This is a genomic window from Catenibacillus scindens (assembly GCF_014202115.1).
Taxonomy (GTDB): domain Bacteria; phylum Bacillota; class Clostridia; order Lachnospirales; family Lachnospiraceae; genus Catenibacillus; species Catenibacillus scindens.
The window spans coordinates 23490-42067 of record NZ_JACHFW010000005.1 but is presented as its reverse complement, the minus strand read 5'-3'; the positions used below and the strand labels follow the sequence as shown (position 1 = coordinate 42067).

General features: G+C 49.2%; 18 protein-coding genes and 1 pseudogene. 17 read left to right on the top strand and 2 right to left on the bottom strand.

All coding sequences use genetic code 11. The features are described from left to right. Positions 1 to 49 precede the first annotated feature (49 nt). From fsa to HNP82_RS07620, 6 genes are all read left to right on the top strand, one after another. A complete protein-coding gene (gene fsa / locus HNP82_RS07645) occupies positions 50 to 703 on the top strand; it encodes a fructose-6-phosphate aldolase (protein WP_183773000.1) in 654 nt (217 codons plus the stop codon). 36 nt (positions 704 to 739) lie between these two features. Beyond that, positions 740 to 1576 carry a transketolase gene (locus HNP82_RS07640; protein ID WP_183772999.1) on the top strand — a complete coding sequence of 279 codons (837 nt, stop codon included), beginning with the start codon at positions 740 to 742 and terminating at the stop codon, positions 1574 to 1576. Next, positions 1564 to 2499: a transketolase family protein gene (locus HNP82_RS07635; RefSeq protein ID WP_183772997.1), complete on the top strand. Its 936-nt coding sequence runs from the start codon at positions 1564 to 1566 to the stop codon at positions 2497 to 2499. Before HNP82_RS07640 ends, HNP82_RS07635 begins: the two co-directional genes overlap by 13 nt. A gap of 191 nt (positions 2500 to 2690) precedes the next feature. Continuing rightward, positions 2691 to 4559: an ATP-dependent nuclease gene (locus tag HNP82_RS07630; RefSeq protein WP_183772995.1), complete on the top strand. Its 1869-nt coding sequence runs from the start codon at positions 2691 to 2693 to the stop codon at positions 4557 to 4559. After that, entirely contained in the window at positions 4556 to 5296 is a 741-nt protein-coding gene (locus HNP82_RS07625) for a phosphatase (protein ID WP_183772994.1), read from the top strand. Before HNP82_RS07630 ends, HNP82_RS07625 begins: the two co-directional genes overlap by 4 nt. Positions 5297 to 5345: 49 nt before the next feature. Continuing rightward, positions 5346 to 6056 carry a peptidylprolyl isomerase gene (locus HNP82_RS07620; protein WP_183772993.1) on the top strand — a complete coding sequence of 237 codons (711 nt, stop codon included), beginning with the start codon at positions 5346 to 5348 and terminating at the stop codon, positions 6054 to 6056. 86 nt (positions 6057 to 6142) lie between these two features. On the opposite strand, the gene HNP82_RS07615 is transcribed toward HNP82_RS07620, so the two are convergent. Both HNP82_RS07615 and HNP82_RS07610 read right to left on the bottom strand, forming a co-directional pair. After that, complete coding sequence (locus HNP82_RS07615) at positions 6143 to 7063, bottom strand: S1 RNA-binding domain-containing protein (protein ID WP_183772991.1); 921 nt, start codon at positions 7061 to 7063, stop codon at positions 6143 to 6145. A 222-nt stretch (positions 7064 to 7285) separates the two neighbouring features. Continuing rightward, complete coding sequence (locus HNP82_RS07610; protein WP_183772990.1) at positions 7286 to 7678, bottom strand: hypothetical protein; 393 nt, start codon at positions 7676 to 7678, stop codon at positions 7286 to 7288. Positions 7679 to 8176: 498 nt separating this feature from the next. On the opposite strand from HNP82_RS07610, the gene acpP reads away from it, so the two are divergent. The 11 genes and pseudogenes from acpP to HNP82_RS07550 all read left to right on the top strand — a co-directional run bounded on the left by acpP (position 8177) and on the right by HNP82_RS07550 (position 18544). Then, positions 8177 to 8410, top strand: coding sequence for an acyl carrier protein (gene acpP, locus HNP82_RS07605; RefSeq protein WP_183772989.1), 234 nt, complete (start codon positions 8177 to 8179; stop codon positions 8408 to 8410). A 3-nt stretch (positions 8411 to 8413) separates the two neighbouring features. Next, positions 8414 to 9355, top strand: coding sequence for an enoyl-[acyl-carrier-protein] reductase FabK (gene fabK, locus HNP82_RS07600; protein ID WP_183772988.1), 942 nt, complete (start codon positions 8414 to 8416; stop codon positions 9353 to 9355). Positions 9356 to 9492: 137 nt separating this feature from the next. Continuing rightward, entirely contained in the window at positions 9493 to 10413 is a 921-nt protein-coding gene (gene fabD, locus HNP82_RS07595) for an ACP S-malonyltransferase (RefSeq protein ID WP_183772986.1), read from the top strand. Further along, on the top strand, positions 10407 to 11150 hold the full coding sequence (fabG, locus tag HNP82_RS07590; RefSeq protein ID WP_183772985.1) for a 3-oxoacyl-[acyl-carrier-protein] reductase: 744 nt from the start codon (positions 10407 to 10409) through the stop codon (positions 11148 to 11150). The genes fabD and fabG overlap by 7 nt, the downstream gene beginning before the upstream one ends. 11 nt (positions 11151 to 11161) lie before the next feature. After that, a complete protein-coding gene (gene fabF / locus HNP82_RS07585; RefSeq protein ID WP_183772984.1) occupies positions 11162 to 12397 on the top strand; it encodes a beta-ketoacyl-ACP synthase II in 1236 nt (411 codons plus the stop codon). 27 nt (positions 12398 to 12424) lie between these two features. Further along, on the top strand, positions 12425 to 12928 hold the full coding sequence (gene accB, locus HNP82_RS07580; protein WP_183772983.1) for an acetyl-CoA carboxylase biotin carboxyl carrier protein: 504 nt from the start codon (positions 12425 to 12427) through the stop codon (positions 12926 to 12928). A gap of 13 nt (positions 12929 to 12941) precedes the next feature. Beyond that, positions 12942 to 13370: a 3-hydroxyacyl-ACP dehydratase FabZ gene (gene fabZ, locus HNP82_RS07575; RefSeq protein ID WP_183772982.1), complete on the top strand. Its 429-nt coding sequence runs from the start codon at positions 12942 to 12944 to the stop codon at positions 13368 to 13370. Between the two features lie 16 nt (positions 13371 to 13386). Next, a complete protein-coding gene (locus HNP82_RS07570) occupies positions 13387 to 14727 on the top strand; it encodes an acetyl-CoA carboxylase biotin carboxylase subunit (protein ID WP_183772981.1) in 1341 nt (446 codons plus the stop codon). Positions 14728 to 14757: 30 nt separating this feature from the next. After that, a pseudogene (locus HNP82_RS18615) lies at positions 14758 to 16448 on the top strand (acetyl-CoA carboxylase carboxyltransferase subunit alpha). Further along, positions 16426 to 17529, top strand: coding sequence for an NAD(P)H-dependent flavin oxidoreductase (locus HNP82_RS07555; RefSeq protein ID WP_183772977.1), 1104 nt, complete (start codon positions 16426 to 16428; stop codon positions 17527 to 17529). The pseudogene HNP82_RS18615 and the gene HNP82_RS07555 overlap by 23 nt, the downstream one beginning before the upstream one ends. A gap of 94 nt (positions 17530 to 17623) precedes the next feature. Further along, entirely contained in the window at positions 17624 to 18544 is a 921-nt protein-coding gene (locus tag HNP82_RS07550) for a magnesium transporter CorA family protein (RefSeq protein WP_183772976.1), read from the top strand. Positions 18545 to 18578 lie beyond the last annotated feature (34 nt).

The window sequence follows — 18578 nt, the reverse complement described above, 5'->3', positions numbered from 1 at the left end:
TACCCCTGTTTTGGGAGGAGTTTATAAATTAGGAAAGGAAGAAAAAAATATGAAATTTTTTATTGACACAGCAAATGTAGAGGATATCCGCAAGGCCAATGATATGGGTGTGATCTGCGGCGTGACCACCAACCCATCCCTCATCGCAAAAGAAGGCAGAGATTTTAATGAAGTAATTAAAGAGATCGCTTCCATCGTAGACGGCCCTATCAGTGGCGAGGTTAAAGCCACAACTACTGATGCACAAGGCATGATCCAGGAGGGACGTCAGATTGCCGCCATCCATCCCAATATGGTTGTAAAGATTCCTATGACTGTTGAGGGGCTCAAAGCGGTGAAAGTTTTATCTGCGGAGGGCATTAAAACAAATGTGACGCTGATCTTTACGGCAAACCAGGCCATGCTGGCAGCCCAAGCAGGGGCAACCTATGTATCTCCGTTTCTCGGAAGACTGGACGATATCAACCAGCCGGGGATTGACCTGATCCGCACCATCGCTGATATTTTTGATATCTATGGCTATGAGACAGAGATTATCGCTGCTTCCATCCGCAATCCTATCCATGTAACGGACTGCGCTCTGGCGGGAGCGGATATTGCCACAATCCCATATAAGGTTATTGAGCAGATGACAAAACATCCTCTCACAGATCAGGGTATTGAAAAATTCCAGAAAGATTACAGAGCTGTTTTCGGTGATTGATTTAGGCCGGTCAAGTGCCGGCAGACAGGAGAAGAAATGGATAATTTAAAACTGATGCAGACGGCTGTAGAAGTACGCAAAGGAATTGTCACCGCTGTTCACAGCGCCAAGTCCGGTCATCCGGGCGGCTCCCTTTCCGCGGCCGATATTTTTACATTTTTGTATTTTGAAGAAATGAATATTGATCCGGCAAACCCGAAAAATCCTGACAGGGACCGTTTTGTCCTTTCAAAAGGCCACACGGCGCCGGGCCTTTACTCAACCCTGGCTAACCGTGGATATTTCCCGGTGGAAGATTTAAAGACACTGCGCCATACAGGATCATACCTTCAGGGCCATCCGGATATGAAGCATATCCCAGGCGTAGATATGTCCTCCGGCTCTCTGGGTCAGGGATTGTCCTGTGCCGTAGGTATGGCTCTGGGCGGAAAACTTCAGGGGAAATCTTACCGGGTTTACGCTTTGTGCGGCGACGGTGAGATCCAGGAGGGACAGATCTGGGAAGCGGCTATGTTTGCCGGTTCCAGAAAGCTGGACAACCTGTGTGTCATCGTAGATAATAATAAACTCCAGATTGACGGCCCTGTGGAGGAGGTTTGTTCCCCATATCCTATTGACAAAAAGTTTGAGAGTTTTAATTTTCATGTGATTAATATTAACGGCAATGACTTCGATGAGATCCGCAAAGCTATGAACGAAGCGAAAACTGTTAATGGTATGCCTACAGCCATTATTGCCCACACAGTTAAGGGCAGGGGCGTGTCCTTCATGGAAGATCAGGTAGGCTGGCATGGCACGGCTCCCAATGACGAACAATATGCCATTGCTATGGAAGAGTTGAGAAAGGCTGGTGAAGCGCTGTGTCAGAATTAAAACCTATCGCTACCCGTGAAAGTTACGGCAATGCCCTTGTAAAACTTGGGGAGGCCCACAAAGACCTTATTGTTCTTGACGCTGACCTGGCGGCGGCTACAAAGACCGGCGTATTTAAAAAGGCATTTCCTGACCGGCATATCGACTGTGGTATTGCCGAGGCCAATATGGCCGGCATTGCGGCAGGGCTTTCTACCTGTGGCTTTGTACCATTTATGAGTACATTTGCCATGTTCGCCGCCGGCAGAGCTTTTGAGCAGGTGAGAAACTCCATCGGATACCCCCATCTCAACGTAAAGATCGGCGCTACCCATGCTGGAATTTCTGTGGGGGAAGACGGAGCCACCCACCAGTGCAATGAAGATATCGCTCTTATGCGTGCAATCCCCGGAATGGTTGTCATCAACCCTTGCGATGACGTGGAAGCGAGAGCCGCGGTGGAGGCCGCTTATGCCTGGGAAGGCCCTGTGTACCTTCGCTTTGGCCGTCTGGCCGTGCCGGTGATCAACGATGAGGCTTCCTACAAATTTGAGATCGGCAAAGGCATTACACTGCGGGAGGGCAGCGACTGCACTATCATTGCCACAGGACTTTGTGTGTCCGGGGCCCTGGAGGCCGCCGGCATCCTTGAAAAGGAGGGAATTAGCGCCCAGGTAATCAACATCCACACCATCAAGCCTCTGGATGAGGAACTGGTGATTAAAGCAGCGCAAAAAACCGGCCGGGTATTTACCGTGGAAGAACATTCTATCATCGGCGGTCTTGGAAGCGCTGTGGCCGAGGTTCTTGGGGAAAAATGCCCGACACCTTTAAAACGCATCGGTATCAATGATGTTTTCGGTGAGTCAGGTCCGGCCAAGGAACTGATCCATAAATACGGGCTGGACGGGGAAGGCATTGCCGCCGTTGTTATGAAGGGCTGATCGCAGCGGCGTATTCCCCAATTATATTATCAATAGAGAAATAGTCGTAACAAGGTAATACCTCTGGCTGATAGGCCGGAGGTATTGCCTTTATGGAGCCTATATCCCATCTGATAAAAAATGTTTCATTTTGTTTATTGGCATGGTAGAATAAACTCCAAAAGGAACTCTGATGAAGGGAGGAATGCCATTTGAAGATCGGACGCCTTGAAATCCACAACTTTAAGTCCATTCGCCATATGACTCTGGAGAATATTGAAAACGCCCTTATTCTTGTAGGCAAAAACAATACCGGAAAGACGGTGGTCCTGGACGCGGTCCGCCTCCTTGGCGGCCAGTACCCTTTAAGTGTCCAGGATTTTTCTCAGCCGGAACAAAATATCGTCATTCGGGCCAAGATTATTTTTGAGGTCCAGGACTATGAGGAACTTCACAGCCGTGGAGTGATCTGCCGGTATAAAAGCTTTGAGGCGTGGAAGAGGGTATTTATGGCCCGATTTCCCTCCCTATGTGGGGACTGTCTTGAGTTTTCCCTCATTGCCGGCAGCGGGGGACGTATCCGCTATGATGACGGCCATAAAAAGAATAATACGGATATTCCTAAAATATTGCCGAAAATTTATTTTATTGACAGCCTCCGACACCTTGATGAGATTGAGGATGACCTGATCTTGTTTCAGGATGACGAGACTCTTCAGCGGCTGAAAGACCAGCAGTGTATTTTTAACAGCCGCCACCAGTGCCGCCACTGTTTTCAGTGTATCGGGCTGATCCAGCAAAAAAAAGCGGGGGATTTGAATGTGATGGAGGCTATGCGGCTGACAGAGTATAAATTGTACTCATCTAACCTGAGCCGCTTTGCCCAAAAGGTTAATGAGTATTTTGCCAAAAACGGCGGATTTGCCGACCGGATCGAATACCGGGCCGGGATCGAGTCCAGCGAGCTGCTGAAAATCCAGGGTATCGCTGTCAATAAAGAGCGGGAAAGCCGGGTGCCGGTGACAAAGCTTGGGGAAGGTATGCGCAGTATTTATATCCTCTCCCTGCTGGAAGCCTATATTGATGAGAAGAGCCGCAACGCCTGCATTATCCTTATGGAGGATCCGGAGATTTTTCTCCACCCACAGCTTCAGAAATCGGCGGCGGAGATTCTCTACCGCCTGTCAAAGAAAAATCAGGTCTTTTTCTCAACTCACTCGCCCAATATGATCTTTAACTTTACATCCCGCCAGATACGTCAGATTTTGCTGGATAAGGACTGCTATTCTGTGGCCTGTATCCCAAAAGATATTGATGTGATCCTGGACGATCTGGGCTACACCGCCACAGACCTGATGAACGTCAGCTTTGTATTTATTGTAGAAGGGCGCCAGGATAAAAGCCGGCTGCCCCTGCTGCTGAAAAAATACTATTCTGAGATTTATAATGAGGACGGCACATTTTCAAGGGTGGCTATTATTACCACCAACAGTTGTACCAATATTAAGACGTATGCCAATTTAAAGTATATTAACAAGCTCTACCTTAAAGATCAGTTTCTCATGATCAGGGACGGCGACGGGAAAGACCCTAAAGTGCTTGCCCGCCAGTTGTGCAAGTATTACGAGGAGCGCAATCTTGAGGATGTGGACCGGCTTCCCAGGGTTACGCCTAAAAATGTGCTGATCTTAAAATATTATTCCTTTGAAAATTATTTTCTTAATCCAAAGATCATGGTCAGGCTTGGGATTGTGGAGAGCGAGGAGGCTTTCTGGGAGACTCTTTTTGACAAATGGACAGAATATTTACACCGGCTTACCAGTGGAAAACATCTGGTTCAGATCTTGGGGAAAAATATTGATTCAATAAAAGACTTGCAGGAAAACTATGAATCCTTTAAAATTTATATGCGCGGACATAACCTGTTTGATATTTTTTACGGACGGTTTAAAGACAAAGAGCAGGAACTTTTGGAAAAATATATTGAACTGGCCGGGCGGGAAGAGTTCGCGGATATTCTTGACGCCATTGACCGGTTTGTTTATTTTGACAGCAGAAAGAAAAGAGGAGAACACATATGAATTTTTTACTGGATCTACACACCCATACTCTGGCCAGCGGTCACGCCTACAGCACCATCACAGAGATGGTTCATGCTGCGGCTATGGCGGGGCTGCATATGCTTGGAATTACAGAACACGCGCCGAAGATGCCGGGGACATGCCAGCTTTACTATTTCCAGAATTTTAAAGCGATTCCACGGCGCATGGAGGGCGTTGAGCTTTTGTTTGGCGCGGAGCTAAATATTCTCAATCCTGAAGGCGCTGTGGATTTGCCGGAGGATGTGCTGGCAGGTCTGGACATTACTGTGGCCAGCCTTCACACGCCCTGTATTGAGCCGGGCGGTATGGAGGAGAATACCCAGGCGGTCATTAATGTCATGAAAAATCCATATATTAATATCATCGGACATCCCGATGACGGGCGGTATCCTCTGGATTATGAGGCGGTGGTCACAGCGGCGAAGGAGACGAAAACGCTCCTTGAGATTAACAATTCTTCATTAAATCCTAAAGGTTTCCGGAAAAATACCCGGATCAACGATATAAAGATGCTTACCCTGTGCAAAGCTATGGAGGTGCCTGTCATTGTCTCCAGCGACGCCCATTTCGCCGGGGATGTGGGCCGTTTTCCATTTGCCAGGGATGTTCTGAAAGAGGTGAATTTTCCGGAATACCTTGTGGCCAATCATAAAAAGGAACTGCTCTTTGATACTCTTGCCCATAAGAAAAACCGTTCCGGATTTTACAGGTTTTAACCGCCGCCGGCTGTGCGTGTTCAAACGCCAGGCTGACAAGAGACTATGAATGAAAGGAATGATAGTGGTGAATAAACTTTTTAGAATGTTGATTACCGTTGGAACCTGTCTGTGTCTGGCCATGTCTGTGGCCGCCTGCAGCCAGGATACTGCTCAGAAGGAAGATTCCCAGGCTGCTTCAGAAGAAAATGGAACCGGGGAGACACAGCCCCAGGGAGAAACTGAAAATACGGCCCTGGAGACCGGCGAGGATGGAATGTTTTCTGGAAAGCATCATGTGGAGATTGAAGTCCAGGATTACGGTGTGATTTCCGTAGAGCTGGACGCGGATATCGCCCCCATTACAGTGACCAATTTTATGAATCTGGCTCAGGAGGGTTTTTATGACGGTCTGACTTTTCACCGGATCATTGAAGGTTTTATGATCCAGGGAGGAGATCCTACAGGGACAGGTATGGGAGGCTCGGAAAATACCATTAAAGGGGAGTTTTCTGCCAATGGCGTGGACAACTCTTTGTCACACACGCGGGGCGTTATATCCATGGCACGCGCCCAGGATTACGACAGCGCCAGCTCCCAGTTTTTTATTGTCCAACAGGACAGTACCTACCTGGACGGACAGTACGCTGCCTTTGGCGTGGTGACCGACGGAATGGATATTGTAGATCAGATCTGCGAGGACACCCGTGTTGAGGATACCAACGGAACCGTGGCCGCAGAAAATCAGCCGGTGATCACATCCATTACTGTGATCGACTGAGGCGAAAAAGCCTTCCAGTCTCTTTTGTGAGACTGGAAGGCTTTTTCGTTTTTTCGGCAATGCCGCTTATTTTCCGGGAAGCCGGATCACAGATCCAGTTTAAGTCCGGCGAGAATGGAGCCCAGCCCTGTGGTGGCCTGGCCTTCCTCTTTGTAGTGGAAAGACTCTTCCTTGGAGGTGTTCTCAGCGGGAGCGTTGTCCTGGAGAGCTTTCATGCTCAGGCTCAGTTTGCCGTCTTTAATGGCAATAACTTTTACTTTTACAGGATCCCCTTCTTTTAAAACTTCATGGACAGATTGGATCCGTTTCGGGCTAATCTGGGAAATATGTACAAGACCGGAAATACCATTGCCAAGATCTACAAAAGCTCCGTAGCCGGTAATTGTCTCCACTTTGCCGTCCATCACGTCGCCGACCTGGATACGGGCCATTAATTCTTCATGCTCCTGGCGGGCTTTCTCTTTCTCAACTTCCTTTACAGAAAGGACAAGACGTTTTTTATTGGGATCTACGGTGATGATCTTTGCCTCCACGGTCTGATTTAAGTAGGTGTTCAGATCTTCCACATAGCCCAAGGATAACTGGGATGCCGGGATGAAACCTCTGACGCCGCCCACGTAAGTGACAACGCCGCCTTTGACAACGCCGCCCACTTTCTGGGTGAGAACAGTGCCATTGTCCATCATTTCTTTTAAACCGTCCCAGGCAAGGATATCGTCAGCTTTCTTTTTGGACAGAAGGATATGGCCTTCACCGTCGTCCTCAGATAATACGATGGCTTTAACTGTATCTCCGGCGGTAATGTCATTTTTAATAGAAAATTTAGGATCATTGCTCAGCTCATTTAATTTAATAATGCCGTCGCTGTAAATCCCCAGATCCACAGTGACTTCGCTGTCTGAAACGCCGGCCACGGTGCCGGTAACCATATCCCCTTCTTTTACTGTGGCAAGGGATTGTTCCAGTTCTTTTTCATAGGTTTCCATTGTTTCTTTTTCTTCACTCATGATCGTATGCTCCTTTTCTCAAAATCCGGATGAGGGAAGATTTCTTCCCCATCCGATTACCGCGATACCTTGCTCATCTCCCGGATATGCCGGGAGATGGTCTTGGCTCCGGTCGGCGCTAAACGCGTGCCAGTGGCACGCAGCGCCTCTCCGGGAGTATCGCACAAAAAACTGCCGCATGGGTCAGTTTTTCATGCGGCAGTAAGTCTTGATTTCAACACTTTAGTTCTGCGCCATATCCTCTGCTGCTTCACTGACGGCATCTTTTACGTCTTTGGCGCCCCCGGCGATGGTACCGGCAGCGTCTTTTACGCTGTCTGCCACATCCTTTACAGCGTCGGCAGCATCCTTGGCGGCGTCTTTAGCGGCATCGGCTACATCTTTAGCGGCGTCTTTCACCTGTTCACTGGATGGAATATTGATGTATTCCCGCTGGCTCTCAGAATCTTCATCGTCAAGATCATCAAAGTCATCGTCGAAATCGTCATCAAAGTCATCATCGAAATCATCATTTTCAGCTTTTTTATCGAGAATCTGTTTGATGACATAGGCAATGCCCGCGATGGAAGCAGCGATGGCGATGGTCTTTACAAACACTTTAAAAAACTTTTTCATTTTTAAAACACCTTCCATTCATTTTTTTACATAACAGTTCAGGACGGTGGGACATCCCCGCCTTAATGTAACCATTATAATCCATTTCCAAAAAAAAATAAAGACTAATCTGAGACTTTCTTAATCTCATTGTAACTATTCAGCCCGCGCCTGCGCTGCGCCGCGCTAACGCGCTGACCCGCGGCTGACGCCGCTCCCTTGCTCATGATCCGGCGCCGGGTTCATCAGGAATGGTGCGGGCTGATTCTTATGCAAGCATAAATCATCCCGCCCATCCCTGATGGCTGAACTGTAACCTTTCATTTTATTATTCCGCCGCTTTCTTTTTTTATTCAACAGTTGAGCTTTGGGAAAAAATTGTATATAATAGTCTTGCAAAGCTATCCGGCGGACAGACCGGGGCCAATTGTTGAGAAAAAACAGTTGACAGCAGAGAAAAAGATGATATACTTTGATTATCAAAGTAATTAAGGAAAATTAAAAGGAGACTGTAAAATTATGTTAGAAAAGATGAAAGAACTTATTGCGGATCAGTTAAATGTTGACCCAAGCGAGGTTGTTGAGAGCGCTACATTTGAAGGCGATCTTGGAGCAGATTCCCTGGATCTGTTTGAACTTGTTATGAATCTTGAGGAAGAGTACGGCATCGAGATCCCTACAGAAGAACTTGAGACATTAAAGACTGTAGGCGATGTTATGAACTATCTTAAAGAACACGGTATCGAGGAATAATACATGAAGACCAGGATTACGGAACTTTTAGGAATTGACTATCCTGTGATCCAGGGCGGCATGGCATGGGTAGCGGATTACCATCTGGCAGCAGCCGTGTCCGAGGCCGGCGGCCTGGGACTTATCGGCGCCGGGGGAATGCCGGCCGACCTGGTCAGGGAGCAGATCAAGCAGTGCAAGGCACTGACAGATAAGCCATTTGGCGTAAATATTATGCTTTTAAATCCAGACGCCGACGCTATTGCACAGGCCATTGTTGATATGGGTGTCAAGGTGGTCACTACAGGCGCCGGAAGTCCTGAGAAATATATGTCCATGTGGAAGGAAGCCGGAGTGAAGGTGATCCCTGTGGTGGCAAGCGTGGCTCTGGCTAAGCGCATGGAGCGCTATGGCGCTGACGCGGTTGTGGCCGAAGGCACAGAGTCCGGCGGACATATTGGAGAACTGACAACCATGGTCCTCGTACCTCAGGTTGTGGATGCGGTAAATATCCCTGTGATCGCTGCCGGAGGTATCGGCGACGGCAGAGGAATGGCTGCGGCATTTATGCTGGGAGCTTCCGGTGTACAGATGGGTACACGCTTCCTTCTTGCCACAGAGACAAATATTCATCAGAATTATAAAGATCGGGTGGCGAAAGCCTCTGATATTGATACACAGGTTACCGGACGTACAACTGGACATCCGGTGCGTATTCTGCGCAACGCTATGTCACGGCAGTATCTGAAGCTGGAGAAGGACGGCGCGAGTTTCGAGGAACTGGAACATCTCACCCTGGGAGGACTCCGCAAAGCTGTTGTGGACGGTGACGTTAAAAACGGCTCAGTCATGGCCGGACAGATTGCCGGTCTTGTAGATAAACAGCAGACATGCGCGCAGATTATCTGTGAGGTTGTGGATGAAGCAAAACAGGTGATGAGAGAACGTTCTGTTCTTTTTGGATGATTTTGGGTAACTGTGAAGGTACTGAACGTTACGACTTCGGTAGAAAGCAGTGGGTGCGGAGCATGAAAATGCTTTGGCCCACTCTTTTTTCAAAGAAATAGTTTGAATTTCAAAGTAAAGATAAATGAGGTAAGATTATGGCTGCAATTGCAATGATTTTTCCCGGACAGGGGGCCCAGTATATCGGCATGGGCAAAGATTTTTATGAAAACTGCCCGGATAGCGCCGCTGTCTTTGATCTGGCGCAGCATGTTACAGGCATCCCTGTAAAGGAAATGTGCTTTGAGGAAAATGATAAGCTTGGAATTACAGAGTACACACAGATCTGTCTGCTGACCACAGAACTTGCTATGTTAAAGGCTGTGGAAGCCGCAGGATTTAAGCCCCAGGTGACGGCAGGGTTAAGCCTTGGGGAATATGCGGCTTTAGTGGCGGCAGGGCGTCTTGACATGGATTGTGCTATGTCCCTTGTGCGCAAAAGGGGACTTTACATGCAGGAAGCTGTGCCGGAAGGCGGCGCTATGTCTGCGGTGCTTGGTCTGGATACGGCTGTTGTGGAAAAAATCTGCGAAGAAACGCCGGGTCTTGTGGAACTTGCCAATTATAACTGTCCGGGACAAATTGTTATTTCCGGTGAAGCTGCGGCAGTGGAGGCTGCGGGAGCGGCTTTAAAGGAAGCTGGAGCCCGGAAAGTAGCACTTTTAAAGGTCAGTGGTCCATTCCATTCGTCCATGCTTTCCGGAGCCGGGGAGCGTCTGGCAGCAGCTTTGGAGGAAGTGGACTTTAAGGATTCAGACATTCCTTATGTGTGCAACACACAGGCCCGCTACGTGACAGACAGCCGCGAGATCAAAGATCTGCTCATCCGCCAGGTGTCCTCTTCGGTGCGCTGGGAACAGAGTATCCGGGAGATGATTGCCAGAGGCATTGACGTCTTTGTGGAAATCGGGCCGGGAAAAACGTTGTGTGGATTTTTAAAACGGATTGACCGCAGTGTCAAAGCCATAAACATTGATAAATATGAAGATTTGAAAAAATTGGAGGATATTGTATGCTGACAGGAAAAGTAGCTCTGGTCACAGGAGCCAGCAGAGGTATCGGGCGTCAGATCGCAAAAACTCTGGCGGGTCTTGGCGCCACAGTGATTATTAATTATAACGGTTCCGCTGACGCGGCAGCAAAAGTCCAGGAGGAGATCACCGGGGAGGGCGGGGCGGCCGCCTGCTATCAGTGCAATGTGGCCGACCATGACCAGGTAAAAGAAATGGTTACATGGATTGTTAAAACTTATAAGTCCCTGGATATCCTTGTCAACAACGCGGGAATTACTAAAGATACGCTGATGATGGCCATGAGCGAGGATGATTTTGATTCCGTGGTTAATATTAATCTGAAGGGTACTTTTAACTGTATTAAACATGCCTCCAGACAGATGCTGCGCCAAAAGAGCGGCCGCATCGTCAATATTTCCTCTGTTGTCGGCCGGGCGGGCAACGCCGGACAGGCCAACTACGCTGCTTCCAAAGCCGGAGTGATCGGACTGACCATGTCCGCGGCAAAAGAGCTGGGAAGCAGAGGGATCACTGTCAATGCCGTAGCCCCCGGATTTATCGCCACAGAGATGACCGACGTTTTATCGGATAAACAAAAAGAAATGATTTTAAAAAATATTCCTCTTCAGACACTTGGCAGCACACAGGACGTGGCCAATGCCGTGGCTTTCCTTGTATCTGAGGAAGCGCGCTATATCACAGGCCAGACATTAAGCGTGGACGGCGGCCTGTATATGGGTTAAGGAGGTTCTTTATGAAAAAGAGAGTAGTTATTACAGGTATGGGAGCGATCACCCCCATCGGCAACACAGTGGACGATTTTTGGGCGTCACTGAAAGAGGGAAAAGTAGGGATCGGCCCCATCACCTATTTTGACACTACAGATTATAAAACAAAACTGGCGGCCCAGGTTAAAGATTTTAATGCCAAAGAATATATGGATCCTAAAGCTGCCCGAAGAATGGAAGCTTTTTCACAGTTCGCTGTGGCAGCCGCAAAAGAAGCGCTTATGGACAGCAAACTGGATATGGAAAAAGAAGACCCGTTCAGAGTGGGCGTATCCATAGGCTGCGGCGTGGGAAGCCTCCAGCGCATGGAGAGCGAGGAACACAAACTTGTGACAAAGGGGCCTTCCAGAATCACCCCTCTGATGGTTCCTCTGCTTATCTCTAACATGGCGGCGGGCAATGTATCTATCCAATTTGGTCTGAAAGGAAAATGTATTAACATTGTCACTGCCTGCGCCACAGGTACCCACTCCATCGGTGAGGCATACCGCTCCATCCAGTATGGTGACGCGGATGTGATGGTGGCCGGCGGCACAGAGAGCGCTATCTGCCCCATCGGTATTGCCGGGTTTGGCGCCCTCACTGCTCTGACTACATCTGCAGATCCTCTGAGAGCTTCCATTCCTTTTGATAAGGAGCGCAGTGGGTTTGTTATGGGAGAGGGCGCCGGCGTGGTTGTCCTTGAAAGCCTGGATCACGCCCTGGCCAGGGGCGCTCACATTTACGCGGAAATTTCCGGATATGGCGCTACCAGTGACGCTTTCCACATTACTTCTCCGGCGGAGGATGGTGAAGGGGCTGCCAGAGCTATGACAGAGGCTATGGCTGAGGCCGGCGTCGGACCGGAAGATGTGACCTATATTAATGCCCATGGGACAAGCACTCATCACAATGACCTGTTTGAGACCCGGGCCATTAAGCGGGCTTTAGGTGATGCGGCTTACCATGTGCCCATCAGCTCCACAAAGTCTATGATTGGACATCTCCTGGGCGCGGCGGGCGCTGTGGAATTTATCGCCTGCGTTAAGTCCATTGAGGATGGATTTATCCACCCGACAACAGGCTTGAAGGTCGCCGATGAGGAGTGCGATCTCAACTATGTACCTGAGAAAGGCATCGAGGCGGATGTGGACGTGGTACTGACCAATTCCCTGGGATTTGGCGGCCATAACGCCACACTCCTTGTGAGAAAATATAAATAAGATTCTTTGGAGAAAGGATGGTTGACTATGGATATTGATAAGATCATGCAGCTTATTGACAAGGTGGACGCTTCCGGGATCACAAATCTCACTGTGGAAGAGGGCTGTCTTAAAATCAGTATTGAAAAAAGCAAGGGCCAGGCCGTGGCCGTGGAAGGAAACCAGGAAGTTTGTGTACCGGTCACTCAGATCCCTGCAGCTCCTGTGACTGTGGCAGCGCCGGCGGTTCCAGCGTCCCAGCCCGCGGCCGAGTCAGGGGCGGACCAGACAGATGATTCCCAGGCCGGTGAAGAAAACGCCGTATTTATCACATCTCCCATTGTAGGTGTTTTTTACAGCGCTCCGGGACCGGAAGAGGCACCTTTTGTAAAGGTCGGAGATAAAGTTTCCAAAGGTCAGGTTGTAGGTATTGTTGAAGCCATGAAGCTGATGAATGAGATCGAGAGCGACGTTGAGGGCGAGATTGAGGAGATCCTCGTTGAAAACGGCCAGAGCGTAGAGTACGGTCAGTCTTTATTCAAAGTAAAGTAAAGAGGATTAAACGATGAGAACACTGGATATAAAAGATATTATGGAGATCCTTCCCCACAGACAGCCCTTTTTGCTCGTAGACCGGGCCGAGATTGTGGAAGAGGGGAAAAAAGCTGTGGGCTATAAGGCGGTGACTTACAATGAGCCTTTCTTTGCCGGACATTTCCCCCAGGAACCGGTGATGCCGGGGGTACTGATCATGGAAGCTATGGCCCAGGTAGGCGCCATTGTGATCCTCTCTCAGGAAGGGATGCAGGGAAAAATCGCTTTCTTTGGCGGTATCAATAAGGCTCGTTTCCGCAAAAAAGTGGTACCTGGAACAATGCTGCGCATGGAAGTGGAGCTGATCCGCCAGAAAGGCCCTATGGGTGTCGGTGCGGGAAAGGCTTACGACGGTGATACCCTCGTGGCGGAAGGCGAATTAACATTTATGGTAGGCTGATGGATGAGGTGAAGAGATGAAAAAAGTATTGATCGCAAACCGGGGCGAGATCGCGGTGCGTATTATACGGGCATGCCGTGAGATGGGCATCGAGACAGTGGCTGTGTATTCCACAGCCGATGCCGATGCTCTTCACACTCAGCTTGCCGACGAAGCGGTGTGTATCGGGCCGGCACCTTCCAGGGACAGCTATCTGAATATGGAAAATATTATCAGTGCCACGGTTATCAGCGGCGCCGATGCCATCCATCCGGGATTTGGTTTCTTATCGGAAAACACCCGTTTTGTGGAAATGTGTGAGCAGTGCAATATTACCTTTATCGGGCCCTCATCAGATCTGATCCATAAAATGGGAAATAAATCCGAGGCCCGGCGGACGATGATGGAGGCGGGGATACCTGTGGTTCCCGGCACTAAAGAGCCGGTTTATGACGCTGTGTCCGGTCTTGAGATCGCTAAAAAGATCGGATTTCCCGTGATGATCAAAGCTTCCAGCGGCGGCGGCGGCAAAGGCATGAGGGTGGCGGAAGATGAGGAAAGTTTTGGACCCAACTTCCACACTGCCCAGATGGAATCCATCAATGCCTTTGGCGATGACACCATGTATATTGAAAAATATATTGTTCATCCCCGCCATATTGAGTTCCAGATACTGGCAGATAAGTTTGGCAATGTGGTTCATCTTGGAGAGCGTGACTGTTCTATTCAGCGCCGCCACCAGAAAGTTCTGGAGGAATCTCCTTCCTGCGCTATTGACCCGGCTTTGAGGGCCCGCATGGGAGAGACGGCGGTTGCCGCGGCAAAAGCTGTAGGTTATGAGAACGCGGGTACTATTGAGTTTCTCCTGGATAGCAGCAAAAATTTCTACTTTATGGAGATGAATACCCGAATCCAGGTAGAACATCCGGTGACGGAGATGGTCACAGGTATTGACCTGATCAAAGAGCAGATCCGCATCGCGGCCGGGCTTAAACTGGATTTTACCCAGAAAGACGTAGCCGTCCGGGGGCATGCCATTGAATGCCGGATCAACGCGGAAAATCCCAAAAAGAACTTCCGCCCCTCACCGGGAACCATTACAGAGGTCCACTTTCCCGGAGGCAACGGTATCCGTGTGGATACGGCAGTTTACCCAGGGTACAGAATTCCTCCAAACTATGATTCTATGATCGCTAAACTGATTGTTCATGGGAAAGACCGTGAAGAAGCCATTGAGAAAATGCGCAGCGCTCTGGGCGAGTTTGTTATCCAGGGCATTGACACCAACCTGGATTTTCAGTTTGACATTGTGAGCAATACCGATTTTATCCAGGGCTGCTTTGACACGGGTTTCATTGAAGAGCATAAGTTTTTTTAGTGGGGCCAGAAAATAGACAGGTGATGATTTATGTTAAAGGGAATGTTTAAAAAAACCACATATATTAATATCACAAGCGAAGTCAAAAAAGAGATGGACCGGGCGGGAACTCCACAGGAGACTGTGGAGATCCCCGAAGGGCTCTGGACCAAATGCCCCAAATGCGGGCAGAGTGTATATACAAAGGATCTGGAGGACAACTTTTTAGTCTGCGCAAAATGCGGTCATAACCTGCGCATGGGCGCCCGGACCCGGATGGAGATGATCGTTGATCCGGGAACTTTTGTTTTGTGGGACAACGCCCTGGAAACAGGAAACCCTCTGGATTTTCCAGGATATCCGGAAAAGATCCAAAAAGCCCAGGAATCTACCGGTCTTAAAGAGGCGGTTATTTCCGGAAAAGGGAATATTATGGGCCAGGAAACCGCAATCGCCGTTATGGACGCCTCCTTTTTTATGGGGAGCATGGGCCATGTGGTAGGCGAAAAGATTACCCGCCTGATTGAGCGGGCCACGAGCCAGCAACTACCCGTGGTGATCTACTGTTGTTCCGGCGGGGCCAGAATGCAGGAGGGAATGTTTTCCCTGATGCAGATGGCTAAAACAAGCGCAGCCATTAAGCGCCATTCCGACGCAGGACTTTTTTATCTGACGGTACTTACGGATCCTACCACCGGCGGCGTTACCGCAAGTTTTGCCATGCTTGGAGATATTATCTTGGCCGAGCCGGGAGCGTTAGTGGGATTTGCCGGGCCGCGGGTGATCGAGCAGACCATTGGACAGAAGCTTCCCAAAGGTTTTCAGAGAGCGGAGTTTTTGCTGGAACACGGCCTCATTGACGCTATTGTAGAGCGTAAAGACCAGAAAGAAGTTATTGGAAAGCTGCTTTCGTGGCACAGCAAAAAAGAACAGTCTCCATTGGGAGGTGGAATGGAATGAGTCTTACGCCGTGGGACCGGGTGAAGATTGCCCGTGGAAAAAACAGACCGACAGCGTTATATTATATTGAAAATATATTTGACGATTTTTTTGAACTTCATGGGGACCGCCATTATAAAGATGACGGCGCTATTGTGGGTGGCCTTGCCTCCATCAATGGACGTGTGGTAACGGTGATCGGACAGCAGAAGGGCCGGTCGACAAAAGAAAATATTTTCCGTAATTTTGGTATGCCTTATCCGGAAGGCTACCGTAAGGCACTGCGGCTCATGGAGCAGGCCAATAAGTTTGACCGTCCCATCATTTGTTTTGTGGATACTTCCGGCGCCTACTGTGGTATCGGCGCGGAGGAGCGGGGCCAGGGTGAGGCCATTGCCAGAAATCTCCTGGAAATGTCGGCCTTTAAAGTGCCTGTGTTATCCATTATTATTGGTGAAGGCGGCAGCGGCGGCGCGTTAGCCTTAGCTGTAGCCAATGAAGTATGGATGCTGGAAAATTCTATGTATTCCATTTTATCGCCGGAAGGATTCGCCTCCATTTTGTGGAAAGACAGCAAGCGGGCGAAGGAAGCGGCGTCAGCGATGAAAATAACAGCCAGGGAGTTAAAGAGCCTTGGCATTATTGATAAAATTGTAGGTGAAAAAGAACTTCTTACTCCCCAGACCGGTGACCTGGTTGTAGCGAAAATGAAAAAAGGCATTATCCGTTTCTTAAAATCCTATGACGGGAAGTCAGGGGAAGAAATCGCGGGAGAACGATATGACAGATTTCGCAAATATTAAAAAGGGGTTATGTATCGGAGGACAGCAGGTGTCCCTGCCACTGATCCAGGGAGGCATGGGCGTGGGCATCAGCCTGAGCCGCCTGGCAGGAAGCGTGGCCGGCGCCGGCGGCGTGGGGGTAATCTCCACAGCTCAGATCGGCTTTGATCAGGAGGGCTGGGAGGCGGATCCTCTCGGCACAAATCTGAAGGCCATCGGGACTCACGTCCAAAAAGCCAGAGCTATTATGGAAGAAAAACAGAAACAGGAAAAATACAAAGGGCGCAAAGGAATGATCGCCGCCAATATTATGGTGGCCACCCGTTTCTACGAGAAGTATGTCCGCGAGGCGGTGAAGGCCGGAGTGGATCTGATCATTTCCGGAGCCGGACTTCCGGCGTCCCTTCCGGAGTTTGTCAAATGCTCAAAGACAAAGATCGCGCCCATTATTTCCTCACTGAAGGCGGCCAGGGTCATCCTGCGCCTGTGGGATAAAAAATACAGGCGTGTCCCCGACCTTCTGATCATCGAGGGACCTTTAGCCGGAGGCCATCTTGGCTTTTCACCGGAAAGTCTGGAACATATTGATATGGACGATTATGACAGGGAGATCCTGGAGATCATTGATACGGCACGGGTTTACGGGGCGAAATACGGCCAGAAGATTCCCGTAGCTGTGGCCGGCGGCATTGACAGCGCAAAAAAAGTCCGCCATTATCTGGATATGGGGGTGGATGGCGTTCAGGTGGCCACCCGTTTTGTGACCACACAGGAGTGCGACGCGCCCATGGCTTATAAACAGGCGTATATCCGCGCCTTTAAAGAGGATATACGCATTGTAAAAAGTCCGGTGGGTATGCCCGGCCGGGCCATATACAACGATTTTATGGCTAAGGTGGAGAGGGGAGAGCGTCCAGCCATCCACTGCCATAAGTGCCTTGAAAAATGCCAGCCGTCAAAAATCCCCTACTGTATTACTGACGCGCTGATCAACGCGGCGAAAGGGGATGTTGATCACGCCCTGCTGTTTTGCGGGGCCAATGCCTGGAAGGCGGAGCGGATCATGACGGTGGATGAAGTTATTGAAGAACTGTTTCCCTAATCTTCTTGACAGATGCCATACTTTGACGTAATGTTAATTACGGGCGGCTGCCTGGCAGCGCCGGCAGGATTAAAGTATGAGAGGAGAGGATGTTATGATATTCGCACTGGGGGAACAGCTTCATGAGATCACACTTGAGCAGGCGGCTGAGGAGAATATTCCTGCTATATATCTTACAACCTCAGCCAATTGTTATGAGGTTCTGCAAAAAGCCGGGATCACTTATGAGGGCGAGATCAATTTGGATGACGCTTATTTCTGTAAGCTGGAGACGCAGCAGGACTGCCTTTACGGCACCCTGGCCATACCAAGACTTTTGGATGTTCTTGGGGACCGGTACCGGATGCTGCTTTTTGTCAACCGCAATTCCATCGTCATTGTGGATGATCAGGGTTTTTCACTGCGGATTTTAGAGCGGATCAGGCGCAAAAAGCTTCGCCAGGGTGAGACAAAAGCTCATTTTCTCTACAACTTTTTCGGGGAATTTATGAGCAGGGATAATACAGTCCTGGAGAATTTTGAGAGGAGTATTATGGATATGGAGGACAATATCCTCCATGAAAAGAACCTGACTTATCAAAGTTACCAGAACCAGATGATGCCTATACGGCGCCAGCTTCTCATCCTGCGCAGTTATTATGAGCAGCTTGTGGAAGTGGGAAAGGCTTTTGAGGAAAATGAGAACCGTTTTTTTGCAAAAAAGCAGCTCAAGTATTTTGGCACGCTGACAGACCGGGCGGACCGGCTTATGGGGCGGACTATGCACCTGATTGATTACGCCAAGCAGGTGACCGATGCCTACCAGTCTCAGGTGGACGCCCAGCAGAATAATAATATGCAGTTCTTGACTATTATTTCCACTATTTTTCTCCCTTTAACACTGATCACAAGTTGGTATGGAATGAATTTCCAGAACATGCCTGAGCTTACTGACGGTTATCCCATGATCATATGTCTGTGTGTCCTTGTAATCATTATCTGTATTATTATATTTAAAAAGAAAAAGATGCTCTGAAGCTGTCTGGCCCTTAAAGGGCGGACAGCTTTTT

Excerpts from the sequence above, each read along its gene's own strand:
- fsa (WP_183773000.1), top strand. The coding sequence starts at position 50 with ATGAAATTTTTTATTGACACAGCAAATGTAGAGGATATCCGCAAGGCC.
- HNP82_RS07640 (WP_183772999.1), top strand. The coding sequence starts at position 740 with ATGGATAATTTAAAACTGATGCAGACGGCTGTAGAAGTACGCAAAGGA.
- HNP82_RS07625 (WP_183772994.1), top strand. The coding sequence starts at position 4,556 with ATGAATTTTTTACTGGATCTACACACCCATACTCTGGCCAGCGGTCAC.
- HNP82_RS07620 (WP_183772993.1), top strand. The coding sequence starts at position 5,346 with ATGAAAGGAATGATAGTGGTGAATAAACTTTTTAGAATGTTGATTACC.
- HNP82_RS07615 (WP_183772991.1), bottom strand. The coding sequence starts at position 7,063 with ATGAGTGAAGAAAAAGAAACAATGGAAACCTATGAAAAAGAACTGGAA.
- HNP82_RS07610 (WP_183772990.1), bottom strand. The coding sequence starts at position 7,678 with ATGAAAAAGTTTTTTAAAGTGTTTGTAAAGACCATCGCCATCGCTGCT.
- acpP (WP_183772989.1), top strand. The coding sequence starts at position 8,177 with ATGTTAGAAAAGATGAAAGAACTTATTGCGGATCAGTTAAATGTTGAC.
- fabK (WP_183772988.1), top strand. The coding sequence starts at position 8,414 with ATGAAGACCAGGATTACGGAACTTTTAGGAATTGACTATCCTGTGATC.
- fabD (WP_183772986.1), top strand. The coding sequence starts at position 9,493 with ATGGCTGCAATTGCAATGATTTTTCCCGGACAGGGGGCCCAGTATATC.
- fabG (WP_183772985.1), top strand. The coding sequence starts at position 10,407 with ATGCTGACAGGAAAAGTAGCTCTGGTCACAGGAGCCAGCAGAGGTATC.
- fabF (WP_183772984.1), top strand. The coding sequence starts at position 11,162 with ATGAAAAAGAGAGTAGTTATTACAGGTATGGGAGCGATCACCCCCATC.
- accB (WP_183772983.1), top strand. The coding sequence starts at position 12,425 with ATGGATATTGATAAGATCATGCAGCTTATTGACAAGGTGGACGCTTCC.
- fabZ (WP_183772982.1), top strand. The coding sequence starts at position 12,942 with ATGAGAACACTGGATATAAAAGATATTATGGAGATCCTTCCCCACAGA.
- HNP82_RS07570 (WP_183772981.1), top strand. The coding sequence starts at position 13,387 with ATGAAAAAAGTATTGATCGCAAACCGGGGCGAGATCGCGGTGCGTATT.
- HNP82_RS07555 (WP_183772977.1), top strand. The coding sequence starts at position 16,426 with ATGACAGATTTCGCAAATATTAAAAAGGGGTTATGTATCGGAGGACAG.
- HNP82_RS07550 (WP_183772976.1), top strand. The coding sequence starts at position 17,624 with ATGATATTCGCACTGGGGGAACAGCTTCATGAGATCACACTTGAGCAG.